A 20,000-nucleotide genomic window follows, 5' to 3' on the forward strand; every position below is an offset into this window, starting at 1 on the left:
CAAACAGGGAGGGACCATAGAGCATTTCCAGCGGAAGTGTGAACCGGTTTCACGTCCGGAAATGCGTAATAACAAAGAGACAGAGCGTTTCCGCCTCAACGGAAACGCGACAGGAAACCCCTTTGACGACGAAAGACCGTCAGCGGGCGTTGCGGCGGCTGTCAGGATGCAGCGTCTTGCCGAGAATACTGTCATCGCGGCCGATGACGTGGGCGCTGGCGCCGACGATCAGCGGATCGGCCTCCTCGACCGGATGTTCGCCCGGCTGCTGGTAGGGCAGCGACCGCAGGAAATGACGCATGCAATTGATGCGCGCGCGCTTCTTGTCATCCGACTTGACGATGGTCCACGGCGCATCGGCCGTATCGGTAAAGAAGAACATCGCTTCCTTCGCCTCGGTGTAATCATCCCATTTACCGAGTGAGGCCTTGTCGATGGGCGACAGCTTCCACTGCTTCAACGGATCGGTCTCGCGCTGCTGGAAGCGGCGGGCCTGCTCCTCGCGCGTCACCGAGAACCAGTATTTGAACAGACGGATGCCGGAACGCACCATCATCTTTTCAAGGTCGGGGCATTCGCGCATGAATTCCAGATAGTCGTTCGGCGTGCAAAAACCCATGACGCGCTCCACACCGGCGCGGTTGTACCAGGAGCGATCGAAGAAGACGATTTCGCCACCGGCCGGCAGATGCTCCAGATAACGCTGGAAATACCATTGCGTCTTCTCGCGCTCGGTGGGCTTTTCCAGCGCCACGATGCGCGCCCCGCGCGGATTGAGATGTTCCATGTAGCGCTTGATCGTGCCGCCCTTGCCGGCGGCATCGCGACCCTCGAAGATCACGACGATCTTCTGGCCGGTTTCCTTGACCCAGTTCTGCGCCTTCAGAAGCTCGACCTGCAGATGCGCCATCTGCGCCATGTAGGTCTTGTTCGGCATGCGGTTGCGATAGGGATATTCGCCGGTTTCGAAGGTGTGGCGAATAGCCTCCGGGTCCTTGCGCAGGCTGCGCGTATCCAGATGGCGGATGATGGCGGGCGCTGGCAGCGCCTCTGCGACGGTATCGGCACCGGTCTCCGCAGCGGGCTGATCGGCAAAGACCGGCAACGGCTCCACGCTATCCGGCATCGGCGCCGGCAGGCTGTTTTCAGGGGTAAAAGTTGCGTTTGCGATAGCGTTGTTGTCTTCCGTCATTCCGTCCCGTCCCGTCGATTGAAAATTAACACAAAGCAAACTTCCGCCTGCGGCCGAACGCCCGCATTGATCGAAGTCAATGCGGCGAAACAAGTTTGACGGGGCGTCTGGCGAAGCTTCGCCGAAGGCGTTAGAACCGGACGAATGCCGCACCGGACCTTACGCCATGACCCTTCAGACCATCCTCTGGTTCATCCCCGCCTGCTTCGCGCTCAACATGGCCTTCGGTCCCAATAACCTGCTGGCGCTGACCAACGGCGCACGGGAAGGGGTAGCCGTCACCCTCATCGCCTCGCTCGGACGCATTCTGGCTTTCGCGCTGATGATCGCGGTCACCGCCCTTGGTCTCGGTGCGCTGCTGATGGCCTCAGAAGTCCTTTTTTCGACGGTGAAGTGGGCAGGTGCGGCCTATCTCGTCTGGCTCGGCATCAAGCTGCTGCGCTCGGGCGCACCGACGCTCGCCGCGCTGGGGGCCGTCAACCGCCACACGCCGGTCAAGGTACTGGCCCGACAGGAATTCCTGATTGCCATCGGCAATCCCAAGGCGATCCTGATCTTCACCGCCTTCTTCCCGCAATTCATCGATCGCGATCAATATATGACGAGCTTCGCTGTGCTCGGCATCATTTTCCTTCTGCTGGAACTCGCCGCCATCGCCATCTATGCCGCGCTCGGCACACGGCTCAGGGCCATCGCCGGGAATGCCAGCCGCTTCCGCACGCTGAACCGCATCAGCGGCGGGCTGATGATCGGTTTCGGCGTCATGCTGGCGCTCGCCAGCCGTCCGTCCTCATGAAACGCCGGATGATGACCGATGAAATACCCGTCATTATGGCAGGAATAAATTAGCGACTCTCGCCTAAGGTGTTCCACGAGGAGCCCATTGCGAAGGTTGCCATGGAAGAAACTCGAACCGTCATCTTTGACCTGATGCGCGGATCGCAAGCGCCGATCAGCGTTTTCGATGATCAGGACAGGTTGCGCTTTGCCAACGACGCCTTTCGCGCCACCTTCGATCTGGCCGCCGACGCACACCCGACCTGGGCGGAAATCATGCGGTCCAACTGGCTCGGGACGCGCGGCACCGCCATCACATCCGCGGATTTCGAGAAATGGCTGACATCCGCCCAGTCCCGCCGCGGCAAGGAATCGTTTCGTGGCTTCGAAGCGGATATGCAGGACGGCAAGTGGTTCTGGATGACGGAAACCGTCGGCCCGAACGGCTGGATGCTGTGCATCGCTGTCGACATCAGCACCCTTGCCTGCGCCGACCGTGACCTGCGCTACGACCGCGATCTGGCGCTGCGCGCCTCACGGACCGATGAGTTGACCGGCATCGCCAACCGCCGCCAGGTTATGGAAAAGCTTGACGAACTGATTTCCGGCAATGCGGGCGGCTGCATTGCCGTCTTCGATCTCGACCACTTCAAATCGATCAACGATACGCTGGGTCACGCTGGCGGTGATGCCGTGCTGATCGATTTTTCCCGCCGGGTCAGCGGTGCGGTAAGACGCACGGATTCCTTCGGGCGCATTGGCGGCGAGGAGTTCCTGTTCGTGATGCCGCAAACCCCGATCGAAAAAGCCCTCGCACTGCTGGAATGCCTGCGTCAGGACCTGCGCGCGCGGTCCCCTGTGCCGGAAAGGCCGGATTTTCGTTATACCTTCTCCGTCGGCATCACAGAAGTCACGCCCGGCGATAGTACCCACGCCGCACTCTCTCGCGCCGATAGCGCCTGCTATCAGGCCAAAAAGACGGGACGCGACCGCATCGTCAAGGCGTGAGGCCCGGCGTGCAACACATTGAAAGAAGGGAAAGGTGCGATCCACGACGACCGGTGGATGTTTACGATCCTGGGTGCCTACAAACGTAGGTGGGCGCCATATGTCCGGACCCACGGGTCCGGTCAGGGACAGCTCCCTTTGGATCGAGTATGGCCCCAGGGATTGTGGTTCCTGCCGGGAAGCGCAGACCGCTTCGTGTATATAGGGCCAATCGGTGCGCCGCGCCAGAGGCGGGGCGATCAATTCACGGGCGCTGAGGCTGGTCGCGCCGAAAGCCGCGCGGCAAGCGCCGTGATGCGCGCCGTCATCTCTTCCAGAGCTGCCGCCATTTCCAACTCGCGCGCCTCGCTATGGCTCGCGGCCCCATCGCGCGACTGGCGAAGGTTCGTTACTTCGGCCTGAAGCGAAGCCACCTGCCGGGACAGTTCGCTCATCTCGTCCATGACCATGATACCGGCCATGACGGTCAGCCTCAGATCGCCGATTTCGCCGAACTGGCCCTTGAGATGGCCGACATAGCGGTCGAACCGCCCGGCGAGATCGACAAGATGCTGCTCCTGCCCTTCCTCGCAGGCCATGCGATAGGCCTTGCCGTCGATGTTTACCGTTACCTGTGCCATTGTCCGCCGCAACCTTTTGTCTTGCGCCTTACCGGTCGAGAACCGCCCTGATCGTCTCCATTGCCGTTACCAGACGGCGGGAAACCTCGCGGTTCACCTCCTCCAGCCGGTTCGCCCGGAACTCGGCCTGATCAAGCTCCTGCGCCAGACGGGCGCGATCGGCATGAACACGTCGAACTTCGCCATCCGCCTCGTGATGCTGGCGTTCGCGGTCGATACGCGCATCGACCGCACTTTCGAGGGTCGCCATCGCGCGCCGCATCTCGCTGAGCACCGTATCCACCGATTTCCCTGTCGACATGCTGCCTGTCCCGGCCTTGCCCGCCGCGCATCGAATCGCACGGCATACTTTCAAACTGATAGCCGACAATATTCGCCGCAAACGATCCACGTCAATAAAGGGCGGATTTCCCGGCCAAGCGGGTTGTGGATGGCGCATTTTGCGGGGTGGGCGTGTCACGCCGATTTCACGCGTGCGGATTAACAGGGAATCGTCGGGTTAAGCCTCCCCGATAGCCCCGGATTTATTGACATGGCCCGCGCAACTGATATGGAACAGGCCAATTTCGGAGGCCTTTGCCCCCCAACCCCACATCAGCGCCGAGAGAGATGGGACGATCATGATCACGAGAGAAAAACACAACCAGATGGCCAACGCGATCCGCTTCCTCTCAATGGATGCCGTCGAAAAGGCAAATTCCGGCCATCCGGGCCTGCCGATGGGCGCGGCCGACATCGCGACCGTTCTCTTCACGCGCTTCCTGAGCTTCGATCCGAAGAACCCGCTGTGGCCCGACCGCGACCGTTTCGTGCTGTCCGCCGGTCACGGTTCGATGCTTCTCTACTCGCTGCTCTACCTCACCGGTTATGAAGACATGACCATCGAGGACATCAAGCAGTTCCGCCAGCTCGGCGCCAAGACCGCCGGCCATCCGGAATATGGCCACGCGTCGGGCATCGAGACGACGACCGGCCCGCTCGGCCAGGGTATTGCCACCGCTGTCGGCATGGCGATTGCCGAGCGCAAGCTCTCGGGCGAGTTCGGCAAGGACGTGCAGAACCACCACACCTACGTTCTCGCCGGCGACGGCTGCCTCATGGAAGGCATCAGCCAGGAGGCCATTGCGCTGGCCGGCCACCTGAAGCTGAACAAGCTGATCGTCTTCTGGGACGACAATAACATCTCCATCGACGGCCCGATCTCGATTGCCGACTCCACCGACCAGCACGCCCGCTTCCGCGCCTCCAAGTGGCACACGATTGCCGTGGACGGCCATGATCCGGATGCGATTGCCGCGGCAATCGAAGAAGCTCACAAGTCCGACAAGCCGACCATGATCGCCTGCAAGACGGTCATCGGCTTCGGCGCCCCGAACAAGGCCGGTACCCACAAGGTTCACGGTTCGCCGCTCGGTGCCGCGGAAATCGCCGCCACCCGCGTCGCGCTCGGTTGGGAAGCCGAACCCTTCGTCGTTCCGGCTGAAGTCCTCGATGCCTGGCGTCTGGCCGGTCTGCGGTCCACCAAGGCGCGCAAGGACTGGGAAGCCCGTCTGGCCGCCCTGCCGGCGGAAAAGAAGACCGAATTCCAGCGCCGTTTCGCCGGCGATCTCCCCGGCACCTTCGATGGCGCCATCGACGCCTACAAGAAGAAACTGGCCGACACCAAGCCGACCCTTGCCACCCGCAAGGCTTCGGAAGACGCCCTTGAAGTCATCAACGGCGTTCTCATCGAAACCATCGGCGGCTCGGCCGACCTGACCGGCTCGAACAACACCAAGACGAGCCAGACGGCATCGATCACCCCGGACGATTTCTCCGGTCGTTACCTGCATTACGGCGTGCGCGAGCACGGCATGGCCGCCGCCATGAACGGGATTGCGCTGCATGGCGGCCTCATCCCCTATTCCGGCGGCTTCCTGATTTTCTCGGACTATTGCCGCCCCTCGATCCGCCTTGCCGCCCTCATGGGCATCCGCGCCATCCACGTCCTGACGCACGATTCGATCGGTCTGGGCGAAGATGGTCCGACGCACCAGCCGGTGGAGCACATGGCGGCGCTGCGCGCCATTCCGAACCTCAACGTGTTCCGTCCGGCCGACGCCACGGAAACCGCCGAGTGCTGGCAGATTGCGCTTCACTCCAAGGATCGCCCGTCGGCCATCGCGCTGACCCGCCAGAATCTCATCGCCGCCCGCACGGAATACAGCGAGAAGAACCTTTCGGCCTTCGGCGCTTATGACATTGCCCCCGCCGACGGCGCCAAGGTCACGATCTTCGCCTCCGGTTCGGAAGTCGAGATCGCTCTGGCCGCCCGCAAGCTGCTGGAAGAGAAGAAGATCCCGACCCGCGTCGTCTCCGTGCCCTGCTTCGAGCTTTTCGCCGAGCAGCCGGAAGCCTATCGCAAGGCGATCATCGGCAACGCGCCGGTGAAGGTGGCCGTCGAAGCCGCCATCCGTCAGGGCTGGGACAGCATCATCGGCTCCGACGGCATTTTCGTCGGCATGAAGTCCTTCGGCGCCTCCGGTCCCTACAAGGAACTGTACGAGCACTTCGGCATCACCCCCGGCGCAATTGTCGCAGCGGTTGAATCCAAGCTTGCATAAGGACGGCCAAAGTCTTTCTATGCGTGTCGGCTGAATTTCGCTTTGCACAGCAAGGCAAGAGACACGCAGGATAACAAGAGGGAAGCGCGGGTCATAGATCAGCGACGCGCGCTTCACGAAACTGACCCCATCGAACACTGAAGCGGGAGTGACAAGAATGACTGTAAAGGTTGCCATCAACGGCTTCGGCCGTATCGGCCGTAACGTACTGCGCGCGATCATCGAATCCGGCCGTACCGACATCGAGGTCGTCGCCATCAACGATCTGGGCCCGGTCGAGACCAACGCCCACCTGATCCGTTACGACAGCGTTCACGGCAAGTTCCCGGGCACCGTCACCGTCAACGGCGACACCATCGACGTCGGTCGCGGTCCGATCCGCGTCACCGCCATCCGCGACCCGAAGGACCTGCCCTGGTCCGACGTTGATATCGCCATGGAATGCACCGGCATCTTCGTGACGAAGGAAAAGGCTTCCGCTCACCTCGCCAACGGTTCCAAGCGCGTTCTCGTCTCCGCTCCCTGCGACGGCGCCGACAAGACCATCGTTTTCGGCGTGAACCATGGCGCGCTGACGAAGGACGACCTCGTCGTTTCCAACGCTTCGTGCACCACGAACTGCCTGGCTCCGGTTGCCTATGTCCTGCAGAAGGCCTTCGGCATCGAGAAGGGCTACATGACGACGATCCACTCCTACACGGGTGACCAGCCGACGCTCGACACGCTGCACAAGGACCTCTACCGCGCCCGCGCTGCCGCCATGTCGATGATCCCGACCTCGACCGGCGCCGCCAAGGCCGTCGGCCTCGTGCTGCCGGAACTCGCAGGCAAGCTTGACGGCTCCTCGATCCGCGTTCCGACCCCGAACGTCTCGGTCGTCGATCTGAAGTTCGTTCCCTCGCGCAACGTCACGAAGGAAGAAGTCAACGCAGCCATCAAGGCCGCTTCCGAAGGCGAACTGAAGGGCATCCTCGGCTATGTCACGTCGCCGCTGGTGTCGATCGACTTCAACCACGATCCGCATTCCTCGAGCTTCGCCGCCGACCAGACCAAGGTTCTCGAAGGCAACCTCGTGCGCATCCTGACCTGGTACGACAACGAGTGGGGTTTCTCCAACCGCATGTCCGACACGGCCGTCGCCATGAGCAAGCTCATCTGAGCTGGCAAAACAGTCCGATGAAATCGAAAACCGCATCCGAAAGGGTGCGGTTTTTTTCGTTGCGACACTATTTCGCAACCCGTCGCCAGCTTTTAAATCGTTACAAAACGGGATGGCTCTGGAAGTAAAAAGCCAAGCACGGCTAAAGGCTTGCGTCAGCGAACGGTCAGTGTATGGTCCCGTTCATAGATGTCCAAGACCAAAGACAAGGTGGAAACAGACCATGCCGGCCTTCAAAACCCTCGATGACCTGAGCGATATTTCCGGGAAGCGCGTTCTCGTTCGCGTTGACCTCAATGTTCCCGTCGCCGATGGGAAGGTAACAGACGCGACCCGCATCGAGCGCGTCGCCCCCACGATCAAGGAACTGGCCGCCAAGGGCGCCAAGGTGATCCTGCTCGCCCATTTCGGCCGCCCGAAGGATGGCCCAACGCCGGAATTCTCGCTGTCGATCGTTGCGCCCGCCGTCGAGAAGGTCCTCGGCGCTCCCGTCGCCTTCGCGGCTGACTGTATCGGCCCGGTCGCTGCCGACGCCATCGCCGCGCTGCCCGCCGGCGGCATCCTGCTTCTGGAGAACACCCGCTTCCACAAGGGCGAGGAAAAGAACGTGCCGGAATTCGTTACGGCACTCGCTGCCAATGGCGATATCTATGTGAACGACGCCTTCTCCGCCGCGCACCGTGCTCACGCTTCCACCGAAGGCCTTGCCCACCACCTGCCGGCCTATGCTGGTCGCACCATGCAGGCCGAGCTTGAAGCCCTGGAAAAGGGCCTCGGCAATCCGCAGCGGCCGGTCGTCGCCATTGTCGGCGGCGCCAAGGTTTCCACCAAGATCGACCTCCTGTCGAACCTCGTGAAGAAGGTCGATGCGCTGGTCATCGGCGGCGGCATGGCCAACACCTTTCTTGCTGCGCGTGGCGTGGATGTGGGCAAGTCGCTGTGCGAGCATGACCTTGCCGACACTGCCAGCCAGATCATGATCGACGCTGCTGCTGCCGGCTGTGCCATCGTTCTGCCCGATGACGGCGTGGTCGCCCGCGAGTTCAAGGCCGGTGCCGCCAACGAAGTCGTCGCTATCGACGCCGTTCCGGCCGATGCCATGATCCTCGATGTCGGCCCGAAGTCGATCGACAACGTCAAGGCCTGGATTTCCCGCGCCGAAACGCTGGTTTGGAACGGCCCGCTTGGCGCCTTCGAGATCGCCCCCTTCGACACCGCGACGGTTGCCGCCGCCAAGCACGCTGCCGATTGCACCAAGGCCGGCAAGCTGGTTTCGGTCGCCGGTGGCGGCGATACCGTTGCCGCCCTTAACCACGCTGGCGTTTCCGACGACTTTACCTATGTCTCGACTGCTGGCGGCGCCTTCCTGGAATGGATGGAAGGCAAGGAACTGCCGGGCGTCGCCGTTCTGTTACAGACAGCCTGATAAGGGTGGGCGCGGGCTGAAAAGCCCGTCGCCCCCAAGGGCCCGACGGGCCCGTGGCGAACACGAATTGCATCGAGGCGGGCCTTGTTCCGCCTTGCGAAAAGGGAGGCAGGACTTTTGGACGGATGAAGATATTTCAATCGTTTCAGTAGAAAAGCCCCCATTTCCTGCCAGAAAAACTTCTGCTATCGCGGATCACACAAGTTTCGGGAGAACGAAAATGACTGAACGTCTTGAAGATATTGCAGCAAAGATGGTTGCCGATGCGAAGGGTATCCTCGCAGCCGACGAATCCACGTCCACCATCAAGAAGCGCTTCGACAGCATCAACCTCGAATCCACCGAGGAAGCCCGCCGCGACTATCGCGAAATGCTGTTCCGCGCCGACGATGCCATGAAGAACTACATCTCGGGCGTTATCCTCTACGAAGAAACCCTCTTCCAGAAGGCCGCTGACGGTACGCCGCTCGCAGAACTCATCAAGGCCGCCGGCTCCATTCCCGGCATCAAGGTCGACACCGGCGCCAAGCCGCAGACCTTCTTCCCCGGCGAAACCATCACCGAAGGCCTCGACGGTCTCGGCGACCGCTTCAAGAAGTACTACGAAGCCGGTGCTCGCTTCGCCAAGTGGCGCGGCGTCATCGCCATCGCCGATGGCCTGCCGACCTGGGGCTCGATCAAGGCCAACAGTCAGGCTCTGGCCCGTTACGCCGCTCTCGCCCAGGCCAATGGCATCGTGCCGATCGTTGAGCCGGAAGTCCTCATGGACGGCGCTCCGGGCACCCACTCCATCGATACCTGCGCCGAAGTGACCGAATGGGTTCTGCGCACCGTGTTCCAGGATCTCTATGACGCCCGCGTCAGCCTCGAAGGCATGATCCTGAAGCCGAACATGGTCATCGACGGCAAGAACGCCCGCAAGGCTTCGGTCGAGGAAGTTGCCGCCAAGACCGTCAAGGTTCTGAAGGCCACCGTCCCGTCCGCCGTTCCGGGCATCGCTTTCCTCTCCGGCGGCCAGTCCTCCGAAGAAGCAACGGCACACCTCTCGGCCATGAACGCCGGCTACGACCTGCCCTGGGGCCTGACCTATTCCTACGGTCGTGCCCTTCAGGCAGATGCGCTCGAAGCCTGGGGCGGCAAGAAGGAAAACGTTGCTGCCGGTCAGCGCGCCTTCACGCACCGCGCCAAGATGAACTCGCTGGCTGCTGCCGGCAAGTGGACCAAGGAGCAGGAAAAGGCCGCCTGATAGCGCCTTTCACGATCCATCCATGGAAGGCCGCGCCCCGTGCGCGGCCTTTTTCATTTGCCCGCGTTCTTGTCATCGGGACAATTCTCCGTCTGGAGCACAGCCGGAAGACCAGCTTATAAATCAGGCACCGAAACCGGAGCCCGCCATGTCCAACGCCCCCTTCGTCACCGTCGATGTCTTTACGCGCGAACGCTTTGCCGGCAATCCGCTTGCCGTCTTTCCGGATGCCCGCGTCATCGATGAGGCTGTGCTGCAGAAGATCGCCGCGGAGTTCGGCTATTCGGAAATCACTTTCGTCCTGCCGCCTGAAAATCCCGCCAACGATGCTCGCGTGCGAATCTTCACGCCCACCGTGGAACTCGGCTTTGCCGGCCATCCGAATGTCGGCACGGCCTACGTGCTCGGCCAGCAGCAGACCCTCTTCGGCAAGCCCGTGGGCGATACGTTGCGTTTCGAAGAGAAGGCTGGGTTGGTCGAGGTCGCGCTCAACCGTGAAAACGGCACCGTCACCGGCGCCACCATCCGTGCACCGCAACCGCTTGACATCGGGGCGGAGGTCGCACCGGACATCATCGCCCGCTGCGCCACGCTGACAGCAGCGGACATCCTGACGACAAATCACGCGCCGTTGCAGGTTTCGGTTGGCCTGCCCTTCCCCATTGCCGAACTGACGAGCCTTGCAGCGCTGGCCGCCGCACGTCCCAATCTCGACGCCTTCCGGGCCGCGGAGGATGTGCACGGCCGCACGGACGGTGGTTTCTCGCTCTTTCTCTATGTCCGCGACGCCGCCAATCCCGGCCATCTCAGGGCCCGCATGTTCGCACCGCTGGACGACATTCCGGAAGACCCCGCCACCGGCAGCGCATCGGCCGCCCTCGCCGCCTTTCTGGTGGAGACGAGCGCTGCGCCCGACGGCGATCACGCCATCACCATCACGCAGGGCGTGGAAATGCGCCGACGCAGCGAAATCGCGCTTTCGGTGACGAAGCAAAACGGCAAGGCGGTGGCGGTGCGTATCAGCGGAGACTGTGTTCCGGTCATCGCCGGCACCATCGCCTGCTGATCAGGCGATCTCACGCAGCAGAAGCGCCGCAGTCCACAAGGCAAAGGCGATAAGCGCAAGCTTCCAGAAATCGGCGCGGCGCTTCAGTCCCGGCAGCCCGAGTGGCCGCACGATATGCACGATCATGGCGAGCAGCATGAAAAGGCCGATGGCTTTGGTCACGCGATTCTCCCCGGTTGCGCCTTCGCTCAGAAGGGATCGGCCATAAGGCTACGGCTGGCAAGCGCTTTCTTGCCAGCCGAAACAGCCTGCGGAAAGCCAGGTCCCCTATTGTCGAACCCTCGTTGCCGCGTACCTTACTTTTATCAAGAACCGTCATTACAGACCGAAGCATGCCGCGAAACCTTCTGCCTGTCCTCGCTCTTCTCCTCGGAACCCTGTTTCTGTTTTTCGGAAACGGGCTACACGGCCTGTTACTGCCGGTAAGAGGCACCCATGAAGGCTATTCCAACGAAATGCTGGGCCTGCTTGGCACCTCCTGGGCCAGCGGTTTCGTGCTGGGCTGTTTTCTCGCCCCTGCCCTCATCCGGCGCATCGGCCATGCACGCGCCTTTTCGGTGTTCACCGCCCTCATTGCCATCGTTGCGCTGATTACGGGCGTCATCGTCGATGACATCGTCTGGGTCGCGCTGCGCGCCGCCACCGGCTTCTGCATCGCCGGTACATCGATGATCATCGAAAGCTGGCTGAACGAACGCGCCACGAACGAAAGCCGCGGCACGATCTTTTCCTTCTACATCGCCATCACTCTGATCGGCGTCGTCGGCGGCCAGATGACGCTGGCGCTGGGCGACGCCACCACGCAGACGCTGTTTCTCGCCTGCGGCATCTTCTATTGCCTCGCCATCCTGCCGACGACGCTCTCCAACGCCGCCACCCCGCAACCCCTGAAAGCAGTGAAGCTGGATCTGCCGGCACTCTATCGCACCTCGCCCATTGCCTGTTTCGGCATTCTGCTTATCGGCATCGCCAACGGCGCCTATGGCACGCTCGGCGCCGTGTTCGGCGCTCGCGCCGGCCTCTCCCAGAGCAGTGTGGCGCTGATGATGAGCCTCACCATCTTTGCCGGCGCATTGGCCCAGTTTCCGGCCGGCAGGCTTTCCGATAGGGTGGACCGCCGCCTCGTTCTCGCGGGCCTGTCCGGCGTTGCGGCCCTTGCCGGCCTTCTGGTGGTGGTGACACACCCCTTCGAGGCCCTACACCTCATCCCGCTCATCATTTTCTACGGCGCCGCCGCGAATGCGCTCTATCCGATCGCCGTGGCCCATGCCAATGACTTTGCTGCTCCGGAAGATTTCGTGAAGGTCTCCGGCGGCCTGCTTCTGCTCTTCGGCATAGGCACCATCATCGGCCCGACCATCGGCGGCCCGATCATGACCCTTTACGGCCCGCATTACCTCTTTGCGGTCACGGCATCGGCCCATCTTGCAATCGCGCTCTACGCCATCTTCCGCAGCCGCATGCGCGCACCGGTGCCTGTCGCCGACCGGGAAAGCTATGCGACCATGCCCATGGGCACCACCCCGGTCAGCACGCCGGAGGCCAGCGCCCTTGACCCGCGCGCCACAGCGGAGGACATTTCTCCCGAAGGGCAGCCCGAGGCCGCCCCGGCAGAACAGGAAGGGGAACGCCCATGAGCTTTCTGGCGGATGACGACAGACCCAGGAAGAAGGCCGCACACGAGATCGGCGAGGATATCAGCAGCTTTTCAGCCGATGAACTGTCGGCGCGCATCGCCGTGCTGCAAGCGGAAATCGACCGGCTGGACGCCGAAAAGGCCCGCAAGTCTGCGGGCCGTTCGGCTGCGGAAAGCCTGTTCAGGCGCTAGAGTGTTTCCAGTCGAAGCGTGCCCGCTTCAACGTCGGACAATGCGGCAAAGAACAGAAGGATAGTGCGTTTCCGGTGATCCCGTGATCACCGGAAAGACTCAAGCATCACGCCGCACGGCGCGGTGCCGCGGCGCGACCGGCCCCGGAATCCACGCCGATCTTGAAGTGACTGACAAGCCGCGCCAGTTCGGCGGCATCGCTGGCCAGCGAGTGGCTGGAGGCGTTGGTTTCCTCCACCATGGCCGCGTTCTGCTGGGTCATCTGGTCCATCTGGTTCACAGCCGTGTTGATCTGGTGCAGACCGGTGGACTGTTCCTGCGTCGACGCGGCGATTTCCGTCACCAGACCGGCAACATCGGTAATCTGCCGCACGATACCCTTCAGTGCCTCGCCGGTCCTGTCGACAAGCTTGACGCCCTCCTCCACCTGATGGGTCGAAGCGGTGATGAGCGCCTTGATTTCCTTGGCGGCATTGGCAGAACGCTGGGCAAGCTCGCGCACTTCCTGTGCGACGACCGCGAACCCCTTGCCGGCTTCGCCCGCACGCGCAGCCTCGACGCCCGCATTCAGCGCCAGAAGGTTGGTCTGGAAGGCGATTTCATCGATAACACCGATGATCTGGCTGATCTGGCTGGAAGACTGCTCGATACCCGCCATGGCGGCGGTGGCGCTCTCCACCACAATCCCGGAATTCTCGGCATCGGAGCGTGCCGCCGACGTTGCCCGCGCCACACGCGTGGCCCCTTCAGCGGTCTTCTTGACGGTCGCGGTGATCTCGTCGAGGGCGGCGGCTGTTTCCTCAAGCGATGCCGCCTGCTGCTCCGTCCGGCGCGAAAGATCGTCCGCCGCCTGGCTGATTTCGCCCGAACCGCTGTGCATGCTGACGACAGCGTTGTTCACCGCCTTCATCATCTCCAGCAACTTGTCGGCGGCAGCGTTGAAATTGTCCTTGAGCGGCTGCGCCTTCGGCACCATGTTTTCCGTCACCCGGTGCGTCAGGTCACCATTGGCCAGGGCAACCAGTCCACCAAGAAGCGCGGTAATGGCGATGCGATCGCCCTCCGCCTCCTCAGCCACACGGATTTCGGCAAGCTTCTGTTCGTGAACATCCGTCAGCGATCCACAGGCCCGGATCGTCACCCCATCGGCCTGATGAATGCACCCGCCGGTCGCCCTGAACCAGCGATAGGAACCGTCACGCATCTTGAGGCGATACACAACGTTGTAGCGGGCGCGACCAGTCTTGTCTTCAAGGTGCTTGCCAAAGGCCGCAAAGGTCGGCTCCACATCGTCGGGATGCAGCCTGTCGGACCATGAATTGACGACATTGGGAAACTCGCGGTCATTGTCGAAGCCGAGCATGCGACGCATCTCCGCCGACCAGGTCCAGCGGCTTTGCGGATGCATAGCGTCTCCCTGAAAAAGGACAGCCTCCCACAGCCCTACACCGCAGGCCTCATCGAGAAGTGCAGAACGCTCCGCTATCCTGGCGACTTCCGCCTTCAGCGCCTCGATCTGCCTCGACGTCCCTTTTCCGAATAAGCTCATGACTTTGCCCTCCCGTGCGACGTCACGCGAATTTGAATTTCGCGCGTCAGGCTAGGGATCGAATGGTTAACGCTTTCGCAACGGGGCACGCCCACTTATGACCAGTTGCATTTTGTTATATTTTAGAGTGCCTTCATCTAACTGCACCCTGCCGGACAATACTGTAAAACAACTTCCGGAACTCGATTTTTATCAATTCACGGCATCAGAAATTAGGGAAACATTAAGCTTTATGGGAGATTACTATGGGTATCCGGACTCGTTCGGATTCAGACAGTTTCACCATCTTGGCGAATTGGTCTGATTTTCTCCCTGTTTTACCTTTGGAGCCGCTTCTTGAGCGGCTCTCTTTTTTTGCCCCAAAAAGCGCAAAATTGTGGGAATTAACCTTTCCTTAAGAAACGGCTTGCGCATTTCTGGTATAGGGGGCATCCTCAAGGACAGAAAAAGACGGGATAAAAAGCTTTGTTCAGCGACCCGTCGATGCCCGAAAGTGATGCGTTAACAGGGATTGGTTCTATGTCTGACCTCGGATTGAATACGATCAGCTTTGCAGGTCGCGCGGCGTCCTCCTCGCAGTTCAAGGCACTTTATGCCGAAGGCATGGCGCTGGTTGAAGAAACGGCAACCTATCTCGATGGCGACGGCCGCACGGCTTCCAAGGTTCTGCCCCGCATGGCTTCCGTGCTCTATGCAGCCGAGTCGATGCGCCTCACCACCCGCCTGATGCAGATGGCCTCCTGGCTGCTTTTGCAGCGCGCCGTCAACAATGGTGAAATGACCCGCGATCAGGTTCTGTCCGAAAAGAGCAAGGTGCGCCTCGATGGTTTCAACGTCGACCGCCATGCACCGGGCTGGAACGATCTGCCGGAAGCCTTCCGCGACCTCATCGAGCGTTCGCTGCGCCTCCAGAACCGCATCGCCGTTCTTGACCGTGAAATCTACCGCCCGAACGATGCGGCCATCGTTCCGGACAACGAGAACAGCGTCCAGGCACAGCTCAACCTGCTGCGCACGGCCTTCTCGGTTCACTGACTTCCAGTAGAGTACCTCCAAGTCAACTTCCAAAGCGCGGTTTCGACCGCGCTTTTTTTATTGCCCACATCATCAGGGTCTTTCGCAGACAACAAAAAACCCGGCCAGAGGCCGGGCTTTCGAAACGTCGAGTTCCAAGCGGAATTAGAGGCCGAGGCCGCCGAAACGCTTGTTGAACTTGGACACGCGGCCACCGCGGTCCATGAGCTGCTGGTTGCCGCCGGTCCAGGCCGGGTGCGAGCTCGGGTCGATATCGAGGTTCATGACAGCGCCTTCCGAACCCCAGGTCGAACGGGTTTCGTACTCGGTGCCATCGGTCATAACTACCTTGATAACGTGATAGTCGGGATGGATGTTCGCCTTCATCTTATTCTTCCTGGTGTTTCGTGGGCCATTTGCCTTATGTCAAGGAGGCAAGCGGACCGATCCAATATTCGAACCCATGCGCGCGCGGAACGGAACACGGCTTTTCAATTTCGTGCCGTGCCTATACATGATGGCCAGCAAGATAACAAGAGCCTGATGCGGGTGATCCGCAGCGTGGTGAGAATGGAGGAAGCGTGTCGAGACAAGCCCAGGGAACGGAAGAAAAGCGCCGCAAATCCGTCAAGCCGCTGCTCGGTCTGCTGCCCTATATCAAGCGCTATCGAAAACTTGTAACCGGCGCGCTGTTCTTCCTCGCGCTTGCCGCAGTCGCCACGCTGGCGCTGCCGCTTGCCGTGCGGCGCATGGTGGACCACGGCTTCAACCAGACCGATTCCGGCTTTATCGACAGCTATTTCGTCATGCTGATGGCAATTGCCGCGGTGCTCGCCGTCTCTAGCGCCATGCGCTATTATTTCGTGATGCTGCTGGGCGAACGGGTCGTGACCGACCTGCGCAACGATGTCTTCGCCCACATCACCGCGCTCTCGCCGGAATTCTTCGACAAGAGCCAATCCGGCGAAATCGTATCGCGCCTGACGAACGATGCCTCGCAAATCCGTTCCGCTGCCGGCTCCACCGCATCCATGGCGCTGCGCAACACCATCCTCTGTCTCGGCGCCATCGCCATGATGGTCTATACCAGCCCCAAGCTGTCGGCCATGGTGCTGGTCGCCATCCCGCTCATCGTCTTCTCGCTGGTCGCATTCGGCCGCTCCGTGCGCCGCCGTTCGCGTCAGGCGCAGGATACGCTGGCCAACGCATCGGCCTTCGCCGGCGAAACCATCGGCGCGATCCGAACCGTGCAGGCCTTCAACGGCGAACCCGCCGCCAACCGGCATTATGGCACGGCCATCGAGGAGGCCTATGAAGCCGCCCGCTCGGCCGTCGGCGCTCGCGCGGTGCTGACCGGTGTCGCAATATCGCTGGTCTTCGGCAGTGTCGTCGCCATCCTGTGGTTCGGCGCACAGAGCGTGCTTTCCGGCTCCATGTCCGCCGGAACGCTCGGCCAGTTCGTGCTCTATTCCGTGATTGCCGCAAGCGGCCTCGGCCAGCTTTCGGAAGTCTGGGGCGATCTTTCTCAGGCCGGTGGTGCGGCCGAACGGCTGGGCGAACTGCTGGTGGAAAAATCGGCCATCACCAATCCGCAGGCGCCAAAGCCCCTGCCCGAACCGGCCAAGGGCGCCGTGGAATTCGACGGCGTGACCTTCGCCTATCCCGCCAGCCCGAACCGCACCGTGCTCAACGGCCTCTCCTTTGTGGCCAAGCCGGGCGAGACGGTCGCCATTGTGGGCCCGTCGGGCGCCGGCAAGAGTACACTCTTTGCACTGCTGCTGCGCTACTACGACCCGAAGAACGGAGCGATCCGTATCGATGGCACGGATATTCGCGAAAGCACGCTGAACGACCTGCGCGCGCGCATCGCCATCGTGCCGCAGGATACCACGATCTTTGCGACCTCGATTCATGACAACATCGCCTTCGGTCGACCCGACGCCACGCCGGAGATGGTGCGCGCCGCCGCCATCGCGGCTCAGGCCGATGAATTCATCAACCGGCTGGAAAAGGGCTACGACACGCTGGCCGGCGAACGCGGCGTGACGCTTTCCGGTGGTCAGCGCCAACGCATCGCCATTGCCCGCGCCATCCTGCGCGATGCCCCGCTGCTGCTGCTCGATGAAGCGACCTCAGCGCTCGATGCCGAAAGCGAAACGCTGGTGCAGCAGGCGCTGGAAGGGTTGATGCTGAACCGCACGACGCTCGTCATCGCCCACCGCCTCGCCACCGTGCTGAAGGCCGACCGCATTCTGGTGATGGATGAGGGCCGCGTGGTGGAAGAAGGCACGCATGAGAGCCTGGTGCGCGCCGGTGGCCTCTATGCACGCCTCGCCCGCCTGCAGTTCGAGGCCGGCAACACCGACCTCTGAGACAGCGTCAGCCCCGCATCAGCGCTCCGTGAGCTTGAACTCGATGCGGCGGTTCTGGGCGCGGGCTTCCGGCGTGTCACCCTCCGCAATCGGCTGGTACTCGCCGAAACCGGCGGCCACCAGCCGGCTGGCAGGCACGCCCTGGCTCATGAGGTACTTAACCACCGATGTCGCGCGCGCCGAAGACAGTTCCCAGTTATCGGCATAGCGACCCGTACCGGAAAGCTGGACATTGTCAGTGTGGCCGTCGACGCGCAGAACCCAGTTCACTTCTGGTGGAATTTCCTTGGCGATCTCGATCAACGCCCCGGCAAGCTTCTTCATTTCCTCCTGCCCCGCCGGGTTGATCTCGGCGGCACCGGAAGGAAACAGCACTTCCGACTGGAAGACGAAGCGGTCGCCAACGATGCGGATATTCTCGCGGTCGGAGAGGATTTCGCGCAGGCGGCCGAAGAAATCGGAGCGGTAACGGTTCAGTTCCTGCACCTTCTGCGCCAGCGCCACATTCAGCCGCCTGCCAAGATCGGCGATCTTTGCCTGCGAAGACTGGTCACGCGCTTCCGAAGCCTGCAAAGCCGCTTCCACCGCCGCGATCTGGGCGCGCAGCGCGGCAATCTGCTGGTTGAGCAGTTCGACCTGAGACAGCGCCCGTTCGCTCACCTGCTTCTGGGTGTCGAGTTCGCCGGAGAGCGTCGTGATCCGCTGGTCCGCGGCGCTGGCGGAGCCGGTTCCGGCCTCAAGCAGCATTTGCAGCCGCGAGCGCTCTTTCTCTGAGGAAGCGAGCGATGATTGGAGCGCCGCCAGCGAATCCTCCAGATCCTGCTTGCCGCCCTTTTCCAGCGCCAGCAATTCGGTCAGTTCGGCGATCTGATTGTTGAGACGGGTGAGAACCTCATCCTTCCCCGAGATTTCCCGCGACAGCACGAACTGCGCCAGCACGAACACCGTAAGCAGGAACATGATGGCGAGAAGCAGGGTGGACAGCGCATCCACGAAACCCGGCCAGTAGTCCACGCCGCGCTCGCGGCGGCGGTTCTTCCCCAAGGCCATTTAGCTGTTGCTCCCCTGCCGGGAAGCCAGAATATCGATGACCCGGCGAAGCTCCTGGCTTTCCTCCTGCTGCTTTTCGATCCAGTCGCGCAGCATCTGCTGTTCGTTGCGCATGTTGCGCACCAGCCCCTGCACACCCTCCGCCAGATTGGCCATGGCGGCAATCGAACGCTCCTCGGAGCCGCCGGTCTTGACGAGTTTGGCAAGCTCTTCCGTCAGCCGGCGGAGATCCTCCGGATTGCCAGAGGAAAGCACGCCGGCGGCCCCGGAATCGACGTCGGTGACGGAGGAGAGCCAGTTTTCCAGCTCCATGTAAAAGCGGTTCTGGGCGCGGCCCGCCTGAAGATCGAGGAAGCCGAGAATAAGCGAACCCGAAAGGCCGAGCAGCGAGGACGAGAACGCCGTGCCCATGCCCGCCAGCGGTTGACCGAGACCGTTCTTCACGGCCGCCAGAACATCGTTGGTATCGCCACCGGCATCGAGCGACTGGATGACGCCGCTGATGGAGCCGATGGTGCCGATCAGGCCCCAGAACGTGCCGAGCAGACCGAGGAAGACGAGAAGGCCGATAAGATAGCGCGAGGTATCGCGCGACTCATCAAGGCGGGTCGCAATGGAATCGAGGATCGATCTGAGCGCTGCCGTCGACAGCGCCTGCGATTGGCGCCGGCCGATCATGGCGCGCATCGGTCCGAGCAGTTTTGGTTCCACCCCCACCCGGTCGGCGTTCTGGCCGACCGCCTGGAAGGAGTTGAACCAGCGCGCCTCACGCCGCAGCCCGAAGACATGGGCGAAGATGAGGATTGCGCCGATGAGGAGCACGCCGAGAATGAGCCCGTTCAGGCCCGGATTGGTCATGAAGGCGTTGTGCGCCTGCCGGTAAAGGATCGCGGTGATGAAGCCGACGATGGTCAGAAACAGCACCATCGTCCAGAAAACCGGCATCGGGCTTGAAAGCTTTGCAGCAAAGCCATGCCGCCCCGTTTCGAAACCATCTGTCTCGTCCAGCCTCACGTCCGCCATGTCACTCACACTCGCTCAGGGAATCCTGCGCGAAAGCTAGAGTAAAATTGCGAAGATTAGAAGGGCG

19 protein-coding genes and 1 other RNA gene are annotated in these 20,000 nt (G+C 61.8%); 11 read left to right on the forward strand and 9 right to left on the reverse strand.

The window, feature by feature from the left end; all coding sequences use genetic code 11:
- Positions 1 to 139 precede the first annotated feature (139 nt).
- The gene (gene ppk2, locus GGQ66_RS02810) at positions 140 to 1,192 is read right to left on the reverse strand and encodes a polyphosphate kinase 2 (protein ID WP_210287166.1); all 1,053 of its coding nucleotides are present in this window, start codon (positions 1,190 to 1,192) and stop codon (positions 140 to 142) included.
- 166 nt (positions 1,193 to 1,358) lie between these two features.
- Between ppk2 and GGQ66_RS02815 the strand changes: the two genes are divergently transcribed.
- Positions 1,359 to 1,988 (forward strand): LysE family translocator, encoded by a 630-nt coding sequence (locus GGQ66_RS02815; protein WP_183789189.1) that lies wholly within the window; start codon positions 1,359 to 1,361, stop codon positions 1,986 to 1,988.
- A 101-nt stretch (positions 1,989 to 2,089) separates the two neighbouring features.
- A complete protein-coding gene (locus GGQ66_RS02820; protein ID WP_183789191.1) occupies positions 2,090 to 2,977 on the forward strand; it encodes a GGDEF domain-containing protein in 888 nt (295 codons plus the stop codon).
- A 34-nt stretch (positions 2,978 to 3,011) separates the two neighbouring features.
- Here GGQ66_RS02820 and ssrS read toward each other — a convergent pair.
- The 3 genes from ssrS to GGQ66_RS02835 all read right to left on the reverse strand — a co-directional run bounded on the left by ssrS (position 3,012) and on the right by GGQ66_RS02835 (position 3,898).
- A non-coding RNA gene (gene ssrS / locus GGQ66_RS02825) (6S RNA) lies at positions 3,012 to 3,170 on the reverse strand.
- Positions 3,171 to 3,216: 46 nt separating this feature from the next.
- A complete protein-coding gene (locus GGQ66_RS02830; RefSeq protein ID WP_183789193.1) occupies positions 3,217 to 3,597 on the reverse strand; it encodes a cell division protein ZapA in 381 nt (126 codons plus the stop codon).
- A 28-nt stretch (positions 3,598 to 3,625) separates the two neighbouring features.
- Positions 3,626 to 3,898, reverse strand: coding sequence for a DUF4164 domain-containing protein (locus GGQ66_RS02835; RefSeq protein ID WP_183789196.1), 273 nt, complete (start codon positions 3,896 to 3,898; stop codon positions 3,626 to 3,628).
- A 319-nt stretch (positions 3,899 to 4,217) separates the two neighbouring features.
- Here GGQ66_RS02835 and tkt point away from each other — a divergent pair, with 319 nt between their 5' ends.
- The 5 genes from tkt (at position 4,218) to GGQ66_RS02860 (ending at position 11,097) form a co-directional block, all read left to right on the forward strand.
- Complete coding sequence (gene tkt / locus GGQ66_RS02840) at positions 4,218 to 6,200, forward strand: transketolase (RefSeq protein ID WP_183789198.1); 1,983 nt, start codon at positions 4,218 to 4,220, stop codon at positions 6,198 to 6,200.
- Positions 6,201 to 6,357: 157 nt separating this feature from the next.
- The gene (gap, locus tag GGQ66_RS02845) at positions 6,358 to 7,359 is read left to right on the forward strand and encodes a type I glyceraldehyde-3-phosphate dehydrogenase (RefSeq protein ID WP_183789200.1); all 1,002 of its coding nucleotides are present in this window, start codon (positions 6,358 to 6,360) and stop codon (positions 7,357 to 7,359) included.
- Between the two features lie 223 nt (positions 7,360 to 7,582).
- Complete coding sequence (locus GGQ66_RS02850; RefSeq protein WP_183789202.1) at positions 7,583 to 8,785, forward strand: phosphoglycerate kinase; 1,203 nt, start codon at positions 7,583 to 7,585, stop codon at positions 8,783 to 8,785.
- A gap of 220 nt (positions 8,786 to 9,005) precedes the next feature.
- Positions 9,006 to 10,031 (forward strand): class I fructose-bisphosphate aldolase, encoded by a 1,026-nt coding sequence (locus tag GGQ66_RS02855; RefSeq protein WP_183789204.1) that lies wholly within the window; start codon positions 9,006 to 9,008, stop codon positions 10,029 to 10,031.
- Positions 10,032 to 10,179: 148 nt separating this feature from the next.
- A complete protein-coding gene (locus GGQ66_RS02860) occupies positions 10,180 to 11,097 on the forward strand; it encodes a PhzF family phenazine biosynthesis protein (RefSeq protein ID WP_183789206.1) in 918 nt (305 codons plus the stop codon).
- Here the strand turns inward: GGQ66_RS02860 and GGQ66_RS02865 are convergent, their stop codons facing one another.
- Positions 11,098 to 11,259 carry a hypothetical protein gene (locus GGQ66_RS02865; protein ID WP_183789208.1) on the reverse strand — a complete coding sequence of 54 codons (162 nt, stop codon included), beginning with the start codon at positions 11,257 to 11,259 and terminating at the stop codon, positions 11,098 to 11,100.
- 170 nt (positions 11,260 to 11,429) lie between these two features.
- Between GGQ66_RS02865 and GGQ66_RS02870 the strand changes: the two genes are divergently transcribed.
- Positions 11,430 to 12,734: an MFS transporter gene (locus GGQ66_RS02870; RefSeq protein ID WP_183789210.1), complete on the forward strand. Its 1,305-nt coding sequence runs from the start codon at positions 11,430 to 11,432 to the stop codon at positions 12,732 to 12,734.
- Positions 12,731 to 12,925, forward strand: coding sequence for a DUF1192 domain-containing protein (locus GGQ66_RS02875; protein WP_183789212.1), 195 nt, complete (start codon positions 12,731 to 12,733; stop codon positions 12,923 to 12,925). Before GGQ66_RS02870 ends, GGQ66_RS02875 begins: the two co-directional genes overlap by 4 nt.
- A gap of 106 nt (positions 12,926 to 13,031) precedes the next feature.
- Here GGQ66_RS02875 and GGQ66_RS23305 read toward each other — a convergent pair whose 3' ends face one another.
- Positions 13,032 to 14,474: a methyl-accepting chemotaxis protein gene (locus tag GGQ66_RS23305; protein WP_306414055.1), complete on the reverse strand. Its 1,443-nt coding sequence runs from the start codon at positions 14,472 to 14,474 to the stop codon at positions 13,032 to 13,034.
- Between the two features lie 519 nt (positions 14,475 to 14,993).
- Here GGQ66_RS23305 and rcdA point away from each other — a divergent pair.
- Positions 14,994 to 15,509, forward strand: a complete 516-nt coding sequence (gene rcdA / locus GGQ66_RS02885) for a protease adaptor protein RcdA (protein ID WP_183789214.1) — start codon at positions 14,994 to 14,996, stop codon at positions 15,507 to 15,509.
- Between the two features lie 144 nt (positions 15,510 to 15,653).
- On the opposite strand, the gene rpmE is transcribed toward rcdA, so the two are convergent.
- Positions 15,654 to 15,875 carry a 50S ribosomal protein L31 gene (rpmE, locus tag GGQ66_RS02890; RefSeq protein ID WP_183789216.1) on the reverse strand — a complete coding sequence of 74 codons (222 nt, stop codon included), beginning with the start codon at positions 15,873 to 15,875 and terminating at the stop codon, positions 15,654 to 15,656.
- Positions 15,876 to 16,069: 194 nt separating this feature from the next.
- On the opposite strand from rpmE, the gene GGQ66_RS02895 reads away from it, so the two are divergent.
- Positions 16,070 to 17,860: an ABC transporter transmembrane domain-containing protein gene (locus GGQ66_RS02895; protein WP_183789218.1), complete on the forward strand. Its 1,791-nt coding sequence runs from the start codon at positions 16,070 to 16,072 to the stop codon at positions 17,858 to 17,860.
- 18 nt (positions 17,861 to 17,878) lie between these two features.
- Here GGQ66_RS02895 and GGQ66_RS02900 read toward each other — a convergent pair whose 3' ends face one another.
- Positions 17,879 to 18,910, reverse strand: coding sequence for a peptidoglycan -binding protein (locus GGQ66_RS02900; protein WP_183789220.1), 1,032 nt, complete (start codon positions 18,908 to 18,910; stop codon positions 17,879 to 17,881).
- The gene (locus tag GGQ66_RS02905; protein ID WP_183789222.1) at positions 18,911 to 19,933 is read right to left on the reverse strand and encodes a flagellar motor protein MotA; all 1,023 of its coding nucleotides are present in this window, start codon (positions 19,931 to 19,933) and stop codon (positions 18,911 to 18,913) included. It abuts the gene before it with no gap.
- Positions 19,934 to 20,000: the final 67 nt, after the last annotated feature.

This window comes from Allorhizobium borbori, from assembly GCF_014196535.1.
In the GTDB taxonomy this organism is placed as follows: Bacteria; Pseudomonadota; Alphaproteobacteria; order Rhizobiales; family Rhizobiaceae; genus Ectorhizobium; species Ectorhizobium borbori.

Bases quoted from the DNA above. Each gene is read 5' to 3' on its own strand.
- ppk2 (WP_210287166.1), bottom strand. From the start codon at position 1,192: ATGACGGAAGACAACAACGCTATCGCAAACGCAACTTTTACCCCTGAA.
- GGQ66_RS02815 (WP_183789189.1), top strand. From the start codon at position 1,359: ATGACCCTTCAGACCATCCTCTGGTTCATCCCCGCCTGCTTCGCGCTC.
- GGQ66_RS02820 (WP_183789191.1), top strand. From the start codon at position 2,090: ATGGAAGAAACTCGAACCGTCATCTTTGACCTGATGCGCGGATCGCAA.
- GGQ66_RS02830 (WP_183789193.1), bottom strand. From the start codon at position 3,597: ATGGCACAGGTAACGGTAAACATCGACGGCAAGGCCTATCGCATGGCC.
- GGQ66_RS02835 (WP_183789196.1), bottom strand. From the start codon at position 3,898: ATGTCGACAGGGAAATCGGTGGATACGGTGCTCAGCGAGATGCGGCGC.
- tkt (WP_183789198.1), top strand. From the start codon at position 4,218: ATGATCACGAGAGAAAAACACAACCAGATGGCCAACGCGATCCGCTTC.
- gap (WP_183789200.1), top strand. From the start codon at position 6,358: ATGACTGTAAAGGTTGCCATCAACGGCTTCGGCCGTATCGGCCGTAAC.
- GGQ66_RS02850 (WP_183789202.1), top strand. From the start codon at position 7,583: ATGCCGGCCTTCAAAACCCTCGATGACCTGAGCGATATTTCCGGGAAG.
- GGQ66_RS02855 (WP_183789204.1), top strand. From the start codon at position 9,006: ATGACTGAACGTCTTGAAGATATTGCAGCAAAGATGGTTGCCGATGCG.
- GGQ66_RS02860 (WP_183789206.1), top strand. From the start codon at position 10,180: ATGTCCAACGCCCCCTTCGTCACCGTCGATGTCTTTACGCGCGAACGC.
- GGQ66_RS02870 (WP_183789210.1), top strand. From the start codon at position 11,430: ATGCCGCGAAACCTTCTGCCTGTCCTCGCTCTTCTCCTCGGAACCCTG.
- GGQ66_RS02875 (WP_183789212.1), top strand. From the start codon at position 12,731: ATGAGCTTTCTGGCGGATGACGACAGACCCAGGAAGAAGGCCGCACAC.
- GGQ66_RS23305 (WP_306414055.1), bottom strand. From the start codon at position 14,474: ATGAGCTTATTCGGAAAAGGGACGTCGAGGCAGATCGAGGCGCTGAAG.
- rcdA (WP_183789214.1), top strand. From the start codon at position 14,994: ATGTCTGACCTCGGATTGAATACGATCAGCTTTGCAGGTCGCGCGGCG.
- rpmE (WP_183789216.1), bottom strand. From the start codon at position 15,875: ATGAAGGCGAACATCCATCCCGACTATCACGTTATCAAGGTAGTTATG.
- GGQ66_RS02900 (WP_183789220.1), bottom strand. From the start codon at position 18,910: ATGGCCTTGGGGAAGAACCGCCGCCGCGAGCGCGGCGTGGACTACTGG.
- GGQ66_RS02905 (WP_183789222.1), bottom strand. From the start codon at position 19,933: ATGGCGGACGTGAGGCTGGACGAGACAGATGGTTTCGAAACGGGGCGG.